The sequence below is a fragment of the Desulfosporosinus youngiae DSM 17734 genome, from assembly GCF_000244895.1.
Taxonomy (GTDB): Bacteria; Bacillota; Desulfitobacteriia; order Desulfitobacteriales; family Desulfitobacteriaceae; genus Desulfosporosinus; species Desulfosporosinus youngiae.
Map to the genome: position 1 here is coordinate 1,245,410 of NZ_CM001441.1, position 14,936 is coordinate 1,260,345.

The following is a 14,936-nucleotide window of genomic DNA, read 5'->3' on the forward strand; positions in this document are numbered from 1 at the left end:
TCATTTCTGTAAAGGGATTTAAGCAATTAGCAGAGAATTATATAATAATATAAGAATCTTCACATCAGAAATGTAACATTGCGCTTAAAAGGGAAAAAGAATGTTTTAATTGGAACAATGTGAATAAGCATGAAAAACTGCAATTATTCGAAAAGCAACAGAAGGAAACAAAGGAGGAGAAATCGTGAAGTGTACGTGTGGACATGAAACTGGAGCTTCCGAAAAATGCCCTAACTGCGGGTTACCTATCCAAATTGAAAATGTATTAGCTACATCACCAGACAAAGGGATTACGAAGAAACTCATTCTCTCAATTCTAGCTGTTTGTTTGGGTATAGCTGCATGCGGCTACTATTTTAAGACGGTATATCAACCTAATCAAAGATTAACCATGGCTGCTGCGCTGCTTGATGATGGGCAACAATCCGAAGCAGAGGAAATACTGCAATCCTTCATCTCGGATTACCCCCGGCACGCGAAGGTTCCTTTTGTTTATGGAAAGCTATTTGAGCTTAATTTTAGTGATAAGGATGAGGCCAAAGAGATTTTACTGATTTTAAAAGAGGAATATCCTCTTTCAGAGGAATATGCCAACAGCTTAGCTAAATTGGCTGCCCAAGAAATCGATACTTTCGGACCTCTTTACCAAGAGTACTTTAATACTGGGTTTGGAAAAGATAAATATTACACTGACGCTAAAAGCCTTCTTAACGAGCTTAATGCTCTCAGTGAGTCAAGTGCCTTTATAACAACGGGCGGTAAAGATCTCATTGCCAAGCTAAACGAAATTGTGAATCCTTCCTTTGGGGCTATCGAGTTCAAGCTTGCCTTAAGCGATTATGCCAGGATCTTATCGATAACACCAGCTGATGAACCGAAGGTTACCCTAACCAGTAGTGAGGGAACAGCGGCTAGAGTGCACTACGACAAAAAGACTGGAATTATTAGCTCGAATGATTTAGTACCGGATAATTATATATTAGAAGTTAGCCTAAAAAGAACCAATGGCGAGTATCTGGGCGGAGAGGAACTTACCATCTTGCCAGGGCGGAAATATAAAGACACCACTTACTTGTTTATAAAAGACAAATCCGGCGCAAGTTCTGATAATATTGATCGAAGATATTTGGCCCTGGAAACTAACAGGCAGAGCATCACCGCAGCTCAAATCACTACATCTTCGGATTCTCCAGTACCGACAGAGATCACGGATGAGGTATTGCCTCCGGGATACAGCATTCCTGAAAATGATCATTATCTCTTCGACTTAGATAACGACTCGCAAAATGAGCTAATATCTTATTATCAAAAAACTCGAACTCTCGCAGTCTTACGTTGGACCGGCAAAACATTTGAGAAGCAAGCAATAGTTCAGATTGGAGGAAGTGATTCTAAGCTTGATTTTGCTATGTATCCCATAAGCATTAAATTATATAATTTTGAAGGGATACCCTTCCCGGTTTTAGGGCTAATAACTACAAGTGGTGAAATTGGGAGTTATCCTGAATTAACGCTAGCTACTTGGAATGGCAAAGATGGATATGACATCCTTTGGGATGCTGCGGCAGGTGATCATGGCGATTGGCAGATCTCTAAGAATAAAATTATTATGAGTCAAGACAATTTTGCCGTAAAATCACAGACGAACGCCAAAACGCGATTTATCCAAGAGTACGAATACAATGGGACCGCCTTTGTTTTAAGCAATGCGTATTCATCTGCCAAAAAGTAAAAATTGGATAGAGTAGATCATTATATTAATTACGACAAATTTCCCCTTACTTCGCAAGAAAGTTATGAGATGATTGGGGCGCATCAATAGCTAGAAAGAGAGTAAGGGGCATGAAGAAGAGAATCATTTATTTATTATTCGCAGCACTGGTGTTCACTATGGGCACTTTTGGTATTCCGGAAACAGTAGAGGCAGCACAGGGAACCGTCATCACTAAATCAGTGGTCAAAGTTCATCCCGTGAACCTTAAAGGAATTAAAAAGCTAAAGAATGGTACAGTCAACGCTGTGATACTCGGGGACTCTATTGCTGTTAGTCAAGGGGCCTTTGAACCATATATAACAGGATGGGATTCCTATCTCAATAAATCGTTAGCTAAGAAGTATTCAAACAAGATAGAGTGGGACAACAAAGCTGCATCAGGAACGCTGGTTGATTATTGTCTGGAAAGAGCAACCGAGATCGAAAGTGAAACAGACGTGGTATTTATTTGCGTTGGAAGAAATGATAGAAATGTTTATACCCCGGATGAGTTCAGCAAAAAATACACAAAGTTAATTCGTGTTATTAAGCGCAAGGCACCTAAAGCGGATATCTTTTGCATTGTTGAGCCTCCTATGGTTTCTCAAGATGAATCTAAGTTTTTGGCTATCAGAAAAGCAATTAAAAATGTATCAGTTAAGTCAGGGGTAAATCTCTTAGATGTGTGGAGCGCGTTCCCTAAAAATCAAGATGCATTGGATGAGCTATTAGCGGACGGACTTCATCCCAATAAAAAGGGATATAAGATAATGTCAAACTACATGTATACAGGATTAGTTGAAGTGATCAATAGAGTCAATTGAAACATCGTGATATGAGGCGATTCTTCACATCGATGTGCATTTGGCCTGTGCATGGATGGCATTGGGAGAAGGACGGCTAAACTCGTCACTCCCATGCCCCGTCTAGGAAGATAAAGAAGCCATCTCTTTGTAACCTTTTTACGAGAGATGGTTTTCTCTTTTGCCCATTTTCACCAGTTTTTGAAGGTGATAATGATACAGTCGCAGAATAATGTAAATGTCAAGATGAACTATAGAAGAAGTTAGGGTTAATGAGGAAGTTGATTTAAGTACAAGTGAGCAGGATAATAGCAGAAAGGTAGTTTTAGAATGGGAAGAATTAGTAAGACTATAACTGCATATGACAAAAATTGTAATGAATTTAATGAGAAGTTTTCAGAGTTTACACCTTACATCCAAAAGATAACAGAGTTCATTAATTTGCTTGAGCCTGGAATGAACGTGTTAGACTTAGGTTGTGGACCAGGAAATGTATCCAGACAATTAATGCTGTCCGGCAAAAGATACGTTATTCAAGGAATTGATCTTTCTGAAGAAATGGTCAAATTGGCTCGAAAAAATGTTCCGGCGGGAGATTTTAGTTGCAGAGATATCAGAGAAATCAGTTATAGAGACGAATCATTTGATGTAATATTTTTGTCCTTTTGCATAGTTCATTTAAATGAAACAGAAATGCTGGACCTTTTGCAAAAGGTTTCAAACTATTTGAGAGAGAAAGGGAAACTGTATTTAAGTTTTATGGAAGGAAAGAATGATGGTTTCGAGAAAACCAGTTTTTCTGAAGAGGAAATTTACTATTATTATCACTCGGCACAAAGGGTCGAAAAAATACTAAATGATAATCATCTAGCAATCATTGAGATAACTAAACAAGCTTACCAGGAGAGCGATGGGTCTGTCACGACAGATGTATTTATCTTTGCTGAAAAGTATTAGACTTCGTGCTCCAATCCCTCGGAACTTTAGCGAATAGCAATAGTAGAGATGGATGATAGGAGGATTAGAGTGAACAATAGGTTAGATCCGCTACATGTGGGCATATTATTAATCTTTTTCGGCGTTTTGATTTGGTCAGCTATAAACCCAAAGGATTTGTTTACGTGGTTTTTAGAGGTATTGCCTGCGCTCATTGGGTTGATTGTCCTAACCGCTACGTATAACAGATTCAGATTTACAAATCTTATCTATTTTTTAGTGTTAATACACGCCATTATACTAATAGTAGGTGGACACTACACGTATGCTGAAATGCCGCTATTCAATTGGTTAAGAGATACATTTCATCTTGACAGGAACTATTACGATAGGCTAGGGCATTTTGCTCAAGGTTTTATACCCGCTATTATTGTCAGGGAAATATTGCTGCGTAAATCAGGATTAACAAGAGGGAAATTGTTATCATTCGTTATAATCAGCATTTGTCTTGCCATTAGTGCATCCTATGAATTAATAGAATGGGGAGTGGCAGAGGCCACTGGCAGTGCGGCCGACGCATTTTTAGGTACTCAAGGGGATGTTTGGGATACACAATGGGATATGTTTATGGCACTTTTAGGAGCAATACTATCATTAGTATCAATGAGCAATCTTCATAACAAGTTCTTAAAAGAGTTGATAGATCATTGAAAAGAGGTTTCTGCTAAGCAGACCTAAGGGAATAATGATTTGGGGGGAAATAGATGAAGACGATTGGTTTAATCGGAGGAATGAGTTGGGAATCGTCATCTGAATATTATCGTATTCTTAATGAAGAAGTTAAGCATAGGCTTGGAGGTTTGCATTCGGCCAAATGCCTTCTATACAGCATAGACTTCGAGGAAATAGAGATCTGTCAAAGAAATGGAGAATGGGAAAAGGCCGCACTGATTCTGATAGATGCAGCTCAAAGCCTTGAGTCGGCTGGGTCCGATTTTCTCGTCATTTGCACCAATACTATGCACAAGGTTGCTGAGGAGATTCAGGCGGCTATTAATATTCCAATACTTCACATTGCGGATATTACAGCGCAGCATGTTCTGGCTAACGGAATTAAAACTGTAGGCTTATTGGGAACAAGATATACTATGGAACAGGATTTTTATAAAGCGCGTTTAGAGGCCAGGGGAATAAACGTTTTGATTCCAAAAGAAACGGATAGAGTAATGGTAAATACCATAATATATAATGAGTTATGTCTGGGACAGATCATTGAAGAATCAAGAGACAGCTATAAGAGAGTTATTGTAGACTTGATTGGGCGGGGTGCACTGGGAATCATTCTAGGGTGTACGGAAATTGGTTTATTAGTCAAACCTGAGGATTCGGCAGTACCGTTATTTGATACGACGTTGCTTCATGCAGTAGGCGCAGTAAACTTTGCGCTAGAATAATTTCCATAAGGCATATCAAATAATTCATAGTCATCGTTAATTGGATCTGAAATATTTGAATGTAATTAACCAAAGCGGAGGAATTGATTTGGAAATAAATAAGAGAAACGCTAGGTTATTTTTAGAGGATATAGTTGCTTTCGCAACTATATCGTGATACAATTCGGGAAAAGGTGAAATCGACATATGTCAGATAAACGTGAAAATAAACGATCCTATATAAAAGCGATTTCGGCTATTTACAGATACAGCCAAACATATATTGGAGAGAATATCAAAAAATATAATATCGGGAAAGGACAGTGGAGTTTTTTAACCCAGCTGCTTTTTAATGAGGACGGCTTGACCCAGGAAGAGCTGAGCGAGAAGCTGCATATTGACAAAGCTAATACGGCCAGAGCCGTAAAAAAACTGGAAGATGAAGGCTATGTTTATTGGGAAGAGGATCCTAAAGACGCCAGAAAGAAACGGATCTATGTAACAGATAAGTCTTTGGGATTTGAAAAAGAATTTCATCAGGTTTTTAAAAATCTGAACAAACTATTGTCCCAAGGCTTTACGGAAGAAGAAAAAGAGATTACTAAGAAATTACTATTTAGAATGTTGGATAATATTATCGAATACAGAAGCGGTCAAGGTAAATGAAGGGATAACAGAGGGGTAAAAACGATAATTGGTGGTGTTGCCACGGAAATTATTATGCGGCCAATAGGGTATATTCGCTCCCCTTTTAAGGAAAAAAAGGAGATTCCCAGACAAAATATTTTAGCAGCAGGTCAAAAGGCAAGGATAGAACTATTGGATGAATATCAGGAAGGCATCGAAGATATTCAGGCAGGGTCCTACGGGATTATCCTATTCTATTTCCATCAATCAGACGGTTATAGTTTAAAGACGGTTTCCCGAAAAACCCAAGAATATTTAGGGGTTTTTTCCACAAGATCTCCTAACAGGCCAAATGGAATTGGTATGTCCATTGTTAAGTTCACCAAAATCGAAGGTAGCAGCCTCGAATTTCAAGGTGTGGATATGCTGGACAATACCCCTGTGTTGGATATTAAACCTTATGATCAGGCTCTGAATCCTAAGGATTAGGGAATAACCGGCAGATCGTGTCTTTTCAGGTTCAAGCCTTTGACTAATGGACGGGGATCTGATCATATGAAGAAGAATGCTGGCATTATGCTGTAACATGATTAGTGAAAAATTTAATAGTAAAAATAGGTTTCGGCAGATATCTGTTATCTTCCGATTAAAAAGGGAAGTGGGTGAAAATCCCACGCGGTCCCGCCGCTGTATATAGAGGAGTTTTTACAAAATGCCACTGGGCAACTGGGAAGGCTGTAAAAATGTTGATACTTGAGCCAGAAGACCTGCCTATTTTCACATACCGAAGGTACTCTACGAGCGATAGGGGTGGTATAGGTGGATTAGTCAACTCGAGTAGTTGAACAACTCTTAGCTTCTAAAAGATTGTAGAAGCTAAGAGTTTTTTATTTGAAAGTTTTCACAGGTTAACTAAAGCTTTCGTCTCACCGGAGGATAACTAAAAGGCTAATCTGTGCGAAGACAGTGTCTGCAAGTAGGGCTAATTCGTGGGTCGACAGTGTCTTCGTGTGGTGGGTGCCAGCGAAGTTTTCTTCAGAGAACAAAAAAGGAAGACTACTTGATTGAATGATAAGGAGGGGTATAAATGTAACAAAGAAAAAACACTATTGACGAATTTTGAAGTAAGTTAAAAAGAGAGGAGAACATAATGGAAAAGATAATGAAAAAAATAGTAAAAACCAGCCTTGCCTTATTTCTTGTGATGGCGTTACTCATTTCGTTCGCCGGGTGTGGCCCATCAAGCGCAGAGGGAAGCTTTACGGGTAGGGCAGCAGGCTATCATGGAGAGCTTACGGTAACAACCGAAGTCGATAAAGATGGAAAAATTGCCAATATTGCCGTGGGTGAGAATAGCGAAACAAAAGATATCGGAACCATTGCCATAGAGAAAATTCCCCAACGCATTATTGAAGCACAGTCCTTGGCTGTCGATGTTGTTTCCGGTGCTACACTCACAAGCAATGGAATCATCAATGCCGTTGCCAATTCATTGGAGACTGCCGGCAAGAACCCTTCAAAATACGGGTATCTTGTGCCTGAGGAAGAAACGGAAAAGGTAACTGCTGCAATCAACAAAGAGGCAATGCCTGTAAAGCAGGAAATTACAGACTCTATAACCATAACAGATGCTAAAGGCCGCAAAGTAACCATTGGCCTGCCGATTTCGTCCTATGCCATAAGTACGATGGATGTCATGGACTATATTATACCCCTTAAAGGTAAGGATGCCTTTAAAATGCTGGTGGCTTCAGGAGAGGATGGTGGCCATGGCATACAAAAATATGAGAAACTGTACAGGCCCAGTGTGGGTAATTACATGGAGCACGTGGGACAGATATCCGACCATAATGCTCCTTTTGACCTGGAAATGATTCTGGCTATGGATCCCGATGTGCTCATTGTCAATTCTGCAATGTCCGCTCATAATTACGCCCTGGAAATAGAAGCACAGCTGACAAAGGCAGGAATCCCCATCGTTCTTATCAATGTCCCCGGCAAAAATCTGGATAAGTCTGTTCAGCAAACCATGAAGCTGCTTGGTCAGGTATTCCAGGAGGAAAAGAAGGCTGCCGAAGTGTCGGCTTTCCTCGATAAGCAGTACGGATTGATCGCTTCCAAAAATCTTTCCCAACGTAAGGACAAGCCCACAGTCTACTATGAAAAGTCGGGATATTCCGAAGTTTATGGATCGACCGCAACCAGTGCTGCGGGTTGGGGTTTACCTATCAGGATTGCTGGTGGTGATAACATTGCCGACGCCCTTCTTTTGGATACTGCAGCTTCAGGCGGGGGCGGCAGTAATCTTGATCCTGAGTATGTTCTAAAGGCTGATCCGGATTACATTATCCTTAGTGGAACCAATGACGGATGGCTGGATTCTATTAAAGAAACAAAAAAATGTGAATTTGATATCCTCAACAGAATTGGCTGGCGTGATTTGACGGCTATTAAAAATGGTAATCTGTACGAATTTGCCCATGCAACAAGCAGATCGATTTACGCTTTCTATCCCTGCCTGAAAATGGCTAAGCTATTCTATCCGGAAGAATTTAAAGAGGTTGACCCGGACGCGGTTCTCGATGAGTTCTTTGACCGATTTATGGTTCTGGACAGTGATATCACCACCTGGTTTATGACTCTTAAAGATTGTACTTCAGATAAGTAAATAATACAGCAAAGGGCTGTGGGAAAAGCAGCAAGCATTCCAGAGCCCTTTGGCCATCGTTTATTTACTGAAAAAACATATAGCGAGGTAATATAAATAATGGAATATCAAATAAGGCCTGAAGAGAGTGTAAACCGAAAGCTGTATAACAGCCTGATAAAGAAAAGGGTTATCTTGATCATGGTACTGCTGATTGGCTTGGCTTTCTTACTGATCCTGAATATTTCCATGGGTTCATCCTCCATAAGTATTCAGGAAATATTGAGAGTGTTGTTTACAGGTGAAGGGGACGGTCATAACCCAATGATCATCAGGCAGATACGCTTGCCCATGGCTCTTATGGCCGTTGTTATCGGGGCGTCCTTGGCTATTGGCGGCTGTGAAATTCAAACCATACTGCGCAATCCTATAGCGAGTCCCTTTACCCTGGGAATATCTGCTGCAGCCTCCTTTGGGGCAGCCATGGGACTGATATTGAATGCAAATCTGTTTCATGTTTCAGATACCCTGGTAGTGACGGTGAATGCTTTCGTCTTCTCGCTTCTTGTGGCCGTGGCGATCTACTTATTCTCCCGTCAGAGTTCAATCGGCAAGACTGCTATTATTTTATTTGGTATAGCCTTGAATTTTCTTTTTAGTGCTCTCACCATGATTTTGCAGTATGTTGCCGATGAAGATGAACTTCAAAGTTTGATTTTCTGGAATTTTGGCAGCTTGCTGAAAACTACCTGGGATAAGTTTTTTATTGTCTTGGTTGTACTTGCAGTATGTTTTTTTATTATGTATAAAGATGCCTGGAAACTGACCGCCATGACTCTTGATGATACGAAGGCGAGGAGTTTAGGTGTAGATACTGCTAAAGTACGAAGAAGAGTCATTTTTATAACTTCCCTGCTTACCGCCGTAGCCGTCTGTTTTGTGGGAACCATAGGGTTTGTGGGTCTTATCGCCCCTCATATTGCCCGGCAGCTTGTGGGTGAAGATCAACGGTTTTTTATGCCCCTTTCTGCATTAACCGGTGCTTTTATAATGTCCTTTGCGTTTGTTATAAGCAAAGTCATTATAAAAGGAGTCATACTGCCCATAGGATTGGTAACGGCTGTCATTGGAATTCCGTTTTTTGTCTCCATAATATTTGGTAAAATGAGGAGTATGCAATGATAAGAGTCAATAATCTGAGCTTTTCCTATCAAAAAAGCAAACGGTCCCATAAAATATTTGATGGCTTAAGTCTTACTTTTGCCAAAGGTCTCAATGTAATCCTCGGACCTAACGGCGCCGGAAAATCGACCTTGCTTAAATCGATTTTCGGATTGCTGAATTATCACGGAAACATATTATACGGTACTGAAAGCATAACCGCCATGAATACGGAAGAGAAAATAAAGCTTATGTCTTATTTGCCTCAAATGGATGTGGAGATATCCACCCTCACGGTGTTGGAAATGGTTATTTTAGGGAGATTGCCTGAACTTGGCTATAAAGTAACGGATGAAGATTTGAATATCGTCATGGATACCCTTGAATCTCTGAATATCACAGCTCTGGCAACCCGTAACTTCAGTGAATTAAGCGGAGGGCAAAAAAAACTTGTCTTTATTGCCCAAACCCTGGTTAGAAAACCGAAATTAATTCTGCTCGACGAACCTGTAAATTCTCTCGACTTGCAAAAACAAGTAGAATTGTGTCAGCTTCTCCAGAAAATCGTAGATAAACAGAAGGTAGATATTATTGTTGTCTTGCATGACATCAACCTTGCAGCCAGGTATGCCCAGCATATCGTCGTTATGGATGAAAAGGGTTCAGTTTACAGTACGGGTAAGCCAGGTGATATCATTAAGCCCCAGATGCTGGAAGAAGTTTATGGGGTGATAGCCAATGTAACCTATGATGAACAGGGCATCCCCATGGTTTCGCCGCTATGTTCAGTACGCAAAGTCTGAGGGTTTTCCATAGTACGGGTGTGTCCTCAAAGTCAAAGGAATTGATTATAGGGTAGCGCAAATAAGCAATGGGTTTAGTATATTTCCCGATTGTTAACAGTCTGGCCTTTTTACTTATCCAAGAATGTTTTCACGATCTCAGAGGGAAATAGGTGGGAAACGTGGAAGGTATAAAAGTAAATAGATGAAAGAACAAAGGAGATTTCAACGATTCTAACATCTATGAACATAAAAAAGTATAGAATAGTGGAGCGAGTTTAGCTATGAGCAGAAAAAAACAAAGGGTAAGATATGATCTTGACAGCGGGGATATAAGAAGCTTAACAATTGAAGAAATAAAGGTGATACTTCGTGCGGCTGATGAACTTATAGCAACTGGGGGCCGGAGTATGCTGGCCAAGATTCTGAAGGGATCTAAAGACAAGAAAGTGCTGGAGCATGGACTGGATCTATGTCCGGTGTATGGATACTATCGGGAACTGACCCTACAGGATATAACCCATCGGATCGATTGGATGATAATGAAAGGCTACCTTGAAATTGAATACACGGGCAGGCTGCCAGTGATTGTTTTCTCAAAAATAGGCTGGGAAATTGAGAGAGAAACCTATGCGGAGGAATTATTACAAACGTTTGAACGACTTCTGGAAGGTAAAGACTACAGCTTTGTTCAAGAGTTGAAGGACAGGAACAGAGGGATGATTATACTGTTTCTTGAGAAAATCAAACAGACCGGCAATGCCAGGTATGTACCAATTCTGAAAGTCTGGAAGGAAATTGAATACAAAAAGATGAAGGCTGAAATTCAGAGGGTTATTGATTATCTGGTGAAAGAGGGAACTATATTTTAAATAAAGGTTCAGGTGAACATTCCAGACGATTTTGTGCCAATTGTTAATAGCTTAGGGGTTGGGACTTCGTTGGATGACAGGATCAGGCTGTCACTTGCTATCGGGCTTTTTGTAAGTAAAGCCGTCTCATTAGCCAAAGCAGCGCAGCTCTCAGGGCGGTCATTGTTGGGTTTCATGGAGATTTTGAGAAGCCGAGGATTGCATTGGGGTGAGTATTCGGAAGAGCAACAATGCCAGGATGATGAGTCTCTTAGGAAGTTGCTCGATGAAATGGAATCTGTGAAATGATTAGGGTTGTTTGCAATTCCAGCCCGATCATAGGCCTTTCCACGATCGGAAAGCTGGATTTATTATGGACTCTATTTGATGATGTTATGATTCCGGAAGCAGTATTTGAAGAAATTGTCTACGGAAATTTGGTTCGGTATACTAGTGCGATTGAATTGGAGAAGGCAGTTCTGGAACAGAAAGTCTTCGTTTTTAGGGTGGAAAACCAGTCAATGGTAGAGCAATTTGATATTCGGACAGTAGTGCGGAAAGCCAGTGTTCATGCGGTAATAGAGTTGTTTCCAACGAAAAAAGGCGCTAGATTCAGTTATTGGTTATCCCCACGCTATATTTGAACTAGGGTAATGCCGTAATCTTTTGCGAAATAAAAACGCAAAGGAGCGGTCATCATGGAAGGCCCAAAGTCAGCAAAACATACTAATAGAAGAGAGCGAATCGGTCTAAGTTGGAGTTTATCGGTTGAAGCATTCCTCAACGAAAAACGTGCAGAGAATCTTACCGAGCAGAGTCTGGTCTACTATGAACAAGCACTTGAGTTACCTCCAAGCATTCGCTCTCAAGATCAAAGTCGATGCCCCAGAATACTTTTACAAAGAGCACCTTAATCTGTGGATTCGCCATTTGAAAGAGATTCGAAAGAATAAGGCAACTTCAATTAACAGCAAATTGCGTGCAGTTCGTCCATAAACTCACTTTTTTCATTTAGCTATTTCGTCAATGGGGTGGCACTAAACACGTTATGTTACTGTGTTGACTTAGATACCTCGTATAGATCGAGAATGGATCAGCAAAGGTCGTATCTAAACACTGGTGAACGTATTTTTGCCGCACTAGGCATAGGCAGAATGGCATGTGGGGTATTTCTTAGCAAGAGGCGGCATCCTTTTCTTACATCAATAATAATTTTGTAAAGCACCGGTTCAACTTGACGGGGGGCTACCCTAGGGGAAAATGACCTTAATATCAAAAGAATATTTTCTTGAATTATTTTTATCAATACTATTGACAAAATCTATACTTCTTGATATTATCAACTCAATAGGGGGCTGGAAGAAAATTCAAGAAGAATCATAGCATAATTAGAATCGGTATTTTGCCGATTCTTTTATTATTACGACTTATAAAGAAAATTAGGGTGGAATTCCATCCGAAATAGAGGAAAAGAGCAATGGACCTTTTTATACGGGGTCGGTTGCTCTTTTTGTTTATTTCGGGTTGATACTGGAAATTTCCAGTCCATCAACCTGAATTGTTTGTCTGCCTAGGATGAGGCAGGTGAAGGCGGTCATGTCTAAAAATGAAAAGCCAAAAGTTAAGAGAAAGAAGGGTTAAGTATGTTATTTCTTGCTAAAGCTGAATTAAATCAAGTGCCTCCATTTACACCGGAACAGTCTAAGGAAATAATGGTACAAGGATGGGAAAACGCCATAAACTACCAGAAACAGGGGAAGATTCTAGCTCAAGGAGCATTTGCTGGAAGAAAAGGTGGTTGCGTGATTTGGGATGTTGATTCCTTTGAGGAACTCCATTCATTAATATCACAATCTCCTATATTTCCATTTCTTGATATGGAGATTATTCCCTTAATCAGTATTGAAAATTGCATGGAGAACACTAAACGTGTTTTGAACGCAAAGATAACACAAAAAATCATGTAGTGTAAGACAAAGCCTTTCACCCTAGCTTCATCTAGTTGAGGACATATAAACAAAGTGGAGGCCCCTGTAAAATGAGGGCTTCCACTATTTGAGTTTAACTATGTAAGACATTTTTCAATGCTTTGGTTTTTTGATTTATCTATTTAAGATTTATCGTATATTTACTGGCAGGAAGGGATTTGGGAGTCTAAAGAAAAATGCTAGGATTCTCTTATGTTTCTAAAGAAATGAGTCTTTCAAATTTGCCGTAATATGGATAAAGCATTGCAAAAGGAATGAATAAAAATGGAATCATTAAAGACGATTCTAAGCCATGGGAAAACGATCCCTACCTCCAAAAGCTCAGAGCAAGACAAAGCAAATAAATACGGCCTTTATCATACCGGAGCAAACTATCGATTGCCACAAAAAGAGCAAACGTATGATTGCCCTAAGTGCCAAGACCGAGAGATCGTTGAAATAGGAGTTGATTCACTAGGTTTATCAATTTACTCAGACTGTACATGCAAGGCGAAAAAGAGTGCGGCACGAAAACTTAAATCATCCGGGCTAAGAGGCAATCAGCTAGCCTACCGCCTCGAAGATTACCAAGTCAACGACAACAACCAGGATATGCTCGAAGGAGTCAAGCGATATCTCAAGGCCTGGCCCGAAAAGATCAACTCCGAGTCGGAATCAAAGGGATTCTGCCTGATCGGGAACCCTGGGATTGGCAAAACGATGTTATCTTGTATAATAGCGAGTGATATGTTGTCTAAAAGCGTGCAAGTTGTCTTTGTATCGTCGGCAGATCTTCTGGCGGAGTTAAGGCAAGCGCAGCTCTCCAGAGACAAAGAGAACATGGAAGAAAAGATTGAAACTTTAGGTAAAGTGCAGGCTCTTATCCTTGACGATATCGGCAAAGAGAAGCCTACGGAATGGGTGCAGAATATGTATTATCGCTTGATTGACCTGAGATACAGAAACAACCTCTTAACTGGTTTTAACTCGAATTATTATCCAAAGGAATTAGCCCAGAGACTTGGAGAGGTCTGGGATGCAACAATGTCCAGGTTAATTGGATTAACGAGAGAGCATTTCCTTTGTGCTACGGACTTTGACCACAGGATAGAGGGGTAAGGGGATTAGAGGGAAGGAGATAAAACAATGAGCAAAATAATTCAGTCCATAAACCCCAAAAACGTTGAGAAAACCAGGTGCGGGTTAGAATCTCCACATTGGCAGCGTCAGCACGGTGTTTCTGACGAACAAGTAAACTGCAAACGGTGCCTTATAAATATCGAGCACGAGAAACGGGAAGTTATAAGGAAGACCAATAGCCGGTTGGTAAGGCTCCTTGAGCTAATCGAGATATACAATGTCGCAGGAGTGCTTAAAGAAGAATTTGAGGCATTTGCCGGTTGTTGTGAGGAGCCGATTGATACCGTCGAAGGTCTGATTACTGCTATGGAAGAAGAGATGAGCTGCTGGGATCTGGAGGAGGTTGAGTCATGAAAGCAATATCACTACTACAGCCCTGGGCATCGTTGATAGCTACCGGTGCTAAGAAAATAGAGACTCGTAGCTGGGCAACAAAATACAGGGGGCCATTGGCGATTCATGCAAGCAAAGGTTATAAGGCAAAGAATCTGGATATGGCATGGAAAGAACCTTTCTTTGCGGCTTTAGAATCACTACGAGTAACTGAGGAGAATGGCGATGTGTCTATTCGATTCCCGCACGGAAGTATCATAGCAACTTGTAATCTGGTCGATTGTGTCAAGATGACTCCTGAGTTTATTGATTTCGTTAAGTCAGCTAATGGCCATGAGTATGATTTTGGGGAGTATGCGGTAGGGCGATATGCTTGGATACTGGAGGATATCAAGGCCCTGGATAATCCGGTACCGGCTAAAGGCAAATTGAGTATTTGGGAGTGGGACGGTGAATTATTATGACCGATGATAACGCCTGCCCATAGTGCGGGTCAACGGTTA

17 protein-coding genes and 1 riboswitch are annotated in these 14,936 nt (G+C 40.6%); all 17 genes read left to right on the forward strand.

All coding sequences use genetic code 11. The annotated features are described in order from the left end of the window. Window positions 1-184: 184 nt before the first annotated feature. Window positions 185-1,732: a tetratricopeptide repeat protein gene (locus tag DESYODRAFT_RS06095; protein ID WP_007780779.1), complete on the forward strand. Its 1,548-nt coding sequence runs from the start codon at window positions 185-187 to the stop codon at window positions 1,730-1,732. A gap of 110 nt (window positions 1,733-1,842) precedes the next feature. Beyond that, window positions 1,843-2,577 (forward strand): SGNH/GDSL hydrolase family protein, encoded by a 735-nt coding sequence (locus DESYODRAFT_RS06100; protein ID WP_007780781.1) that lies wholly within the window; start codon window positions 1,843-1,845, stop codon window positions 2,575-2,577. 309 nt (window positions 2,578-2,886) lie between these two features. Beyond that, the gene (locus DESYODRAFT_RS06105; protein WP_007780783.1) at window positions 2,887-3,513 is read left to right on the forward strand and encodes a class I SAM-dependent methyltransferase; all 627 of its coding nucleotides are present in this window, start codon (window positions 2,887-2,889) and stop codon (window positions 3,511-3,513) included. A gap of 48 nt (window positions 3,514-3,561) precedes the next feature. After that, entirely contained in the window at window positions 3,562-4,203 is a 642-nt protein-coding gene (locus DESYODRAFT_RS06110) for a DUF2238 domain-containing protein (RefSeq protein WP_042338269.1), read from the forward strand. A 53-nt stretch (window positions 4,204-4,256) separates the two neighbouring features. Next, entirely contained in the window at window positions 4,257-4,946 is a 690-nt protein-coding gene (locus DESYODRAFT_RS06115) for an aspartate/glutamate racemase family protein (RefSeq protein WP_007780787.1), read from the forward strand. 186 nt (window positions 4,947-5,132) lie between these two features. Beyond that, window positions 5,133-5,591: a MarR family winged helix-turn-helix transcriptional regulator gene (locus DESYODRAFT_RS06120; protein ID WP_007780789.1), complete on the forward strand. Its 459-nt coding sequence runs from the start codon at window positions 5,133-5,135 to the stop codon at window positions 5,589-5,591. A gap of 54 nt (window positions 5,592-5,645) precedes the next feature. Further along, on the forward strand, window positions 5,646-6,041 hold the full coding sequence (gene tsaA / locus DESYODRAFT_RS06125; RefSeq protein WP_007780792.1) for a tRNA (N6-threonylcarbamoyladenosine(37)-N6)-methyltransferase TrmO: 396 nt from the start codon (window positions 5,646-5,648) through the stop codon (window positions 6,039-6,041). Window positions 6,042-6,151: 110 nt separating this feature from the next. Further along, window positions 6,152-6,341, forward strand: a riboswitch (cobalamin riboswitch). Between the two features lie 361 nt (window positions 6,342-6,702). Next, entirely contained in the window at window positions 6,703-8,220 is a 1,518-nt protein-coding gene (locus tag DESYODRAFT_RS06130; protein ID WP_007780794.1) for an ABC transporter substrate-binding protein, read from the forward strand. Window positions 8,221-8,319: 99 nt separating this feature from the next. Further along, the gene (locus DESYODRAFT_RS06135; protein WP_007780795.1) at window positions 8,320-9,381 is read left to right on the forward strand and encodes a FecCD family ABC transporter permease; all 1,062 of its coding nucleotides are present in this window, start codon (window positions 8,320-8,322) and stop codon (window positions 9,379-9,381) included. Then, window positions 9,378-10,163: an ABC transporter ATP-binding protein gene (locus DESYODRAFT_RS06140; protein WP_007780800.1), complete on the forward strand. Its 786-nt coding sequence runs from the start codon at window positions 9,378-9,380 to the stop codon at window positions 10,161-10,163. The genes DESYODRAFT_RS06135 and DESYODRAFT_RS06140 overlap by 4 nt, the downstream gene beginning before the upstream one ends. 263 nt (window positions 10,164-10,426) lie before the next feature. Continuing rightward, entirely contained in the window at window positions 10,427-11,014 is a 588-nt protein-coding gene (locus DESYODRAFT_RS06145) for an RQC domain-containing protein (RefSeq protein ID WP_007780803.1), read from the forward strand. A 69-nt stretch (window positions 11,015-11,083) separates the two neighbouring features. Further along, window positions 11,084-11,302 carry a UPF0175 family protein gene (locus DESYODRAFT_RS06150; protein ID WP_242833545.1) on the forward strand — a complete coding sequence of 73 codons (219 nt, stop codon included), beginning with the start codon at window positions 11,084-11,086 and terminating at the stop codon, window positions 11,300-11,302. Continuing rightward, window positions 11,299-11,637 (forward strand): PIN domain-containing protein, encoded by a 339-nt coding sequence (locus tag DESYODRAFT_RS06155; protein ID WP_007780807.1) that lies wholly within the window; start codon window positions 11,299-11,301, stop codon window positions 11,635-11,637. The genes DESYODRAFT_RS06150 and DESYODRAFT_RS06155 overlap by 4 nt, the downstream gene beginning before the upstream one ends. A 999-nt stretch (window positions 11,638-12,636) precedes the next feature. Next, window positions 12,637-12,960 (forward strand): muconolactone Delta-isomerase, encoded by a 324-nt coding sequence (locus DESYODRAFT_RS06165; RefSeq protein ID WP_007780810.1) that lies wholly within the window; start codon window positions 12,637-12,639, stop codon window positions 12,958-12,960. A 285-nt stretch (window positions 12,961-13,245) separates the two neighbouring features. Further along, window positions 13,246-14,079, forward strand: a complete 834-nt coding sequence (locus DESYODRAFT_RS26510) for an ATP-binding protein (RefSeq protein ID WP_007780812.1) — start codon at window positions 13,246-13,248, stop codon at window positions 14,077-14,079. 27 nt (window positions 14,080-14,106) lie between these two features. Further along, window positions 14,107-14,454, forward strand: a complete 348-nt coding sequence (locus tag DESYODRAFT_RS06175; RefSeq protein ID WP_007780814.1) for a hypothetical protein — start codon at window positions 14,107-14,109, stop codon at window positions 14,452-14,454. Then, window positions 14,451-14,897: an ASCH domain-containing protein gene (locus tag DESYODRAFT_RS06180; RefSeq protein WP_007780815.1), complete on the forward strand. Its 447-nt coding sequence runs from the start codon at window positions 14,451-14,453 to the stop codon at window positions 14,895-14,897. Before DESYODRAFT_RS06175 ends, DESYODRAFT_RS06180 begins: the two co-directional genes overlap by 4 nt. Window positions 14,898-14,936: the final 39 nt, after the last annotated feature.

Coding starts and splice junctions, on each gene's coding strand:
- DESYODRAFT_RS06140 (WP_007780800.1), top strand. CDS start 9,378: ATGATAAGAGTCAATAATCTGAGCTTTTCCTATCAAAAAAGCAAACGG.
- DESYODRAFT_RS06180 (WP_007780815.1), top strand. CDS start 14,451: ATGAAAGCAATATCACTACTACAGCCCTGGGCATCGTTGATAGCTACC.
- DESYODRAFT_RS06120 (WP_007780789.1), top strand. CDS start 5,133: ATGTCAGATAAACGTGAAAATAAACGATCCTATATAAAAGCGATTTCG.
- DESYODRAFT_RS06175 (WP_007780814.1), top strand. CDS start 14,107: ATGAGCAAAATAATTCAGTCCATAAACCCCAAAAACGTTGAGAAAACC.
- DESYODRAFT_RS06135 (WP_007780795.1), top strand. CDS start 8,320: ATGGAATATCAAATAAGGCCTGAAGAGAGTGTAAACCGAAAGCTGTAT.
- tsaA (WP_007780792.1), top strand. CDS start 5,646: ATGCGGCCAATAGGGTATATTCGCTCCCCTTTTAAGGAAAAAAAGGAG.
- DESYODRAFT_RS06110 (WP_042338269.1), top strand. CDS start 3,562: ATGGATGATAGGAGGATTAGAGTGAACAATAGGTTAGATCCGCTACAT.
- DESYODRAFT_RS06115 (WP_007780787.1), top strand. CDS start 4,257: ATGAAGACGATTGGTTTAATCGGAGGAATGAGTTGGGAATCGTCATCT.
- DESYODRAFT_RS06130 (WP_007780794.1), top strand. CDS start 6,703: ATGGAAAAGATAATGAAAAAAATAGTAAAAACCAGCCTTGCCTTATTT.
- DESYODRAFT_RS06155 (WP_007780807.1), top strand. CDS start 11,299: ATGATTAGGGTTGTTTGCAATTCCAGCCCGATCATAGGCCTTTCCACG.
- DESYODRAFT_RS06105 (WP_007780783.1), top strand. CDS start 2,887: ATGGGAAGAATTAGTAAGACTATAACTGCATATGACAAAAATTGTAAT.
- DESYODRAFT_RS06165 (WP_007780810.1), top strand. CDS start 12,637: ATGTTATTTCTTGCTAAAGCTGAATTAAATCAAGTGCCTCCATTTACA.
- DESYODRAFT_RS06145 (WP_007780803.1), top strand. CDS start 10,427: ATGAGCAGAAAAAAACAAAGGGTAAGATATGATCTTGACAGCGGGGAT.
- DESYODRAFT_RS26510 (WP_007780812.1), top strand. CDS start 13,246: ATGGAATCATTAAAGACGATTCTAAGCCATGGGAAAACGATCCCTACC.
- DESYODRAFT_RS06100 (WP_007780781.1), top strand. CDS start 1,843: ATGAAGAAGAGAATCATTTATTTATTATTCGCAGCACTGGTGTTCACT.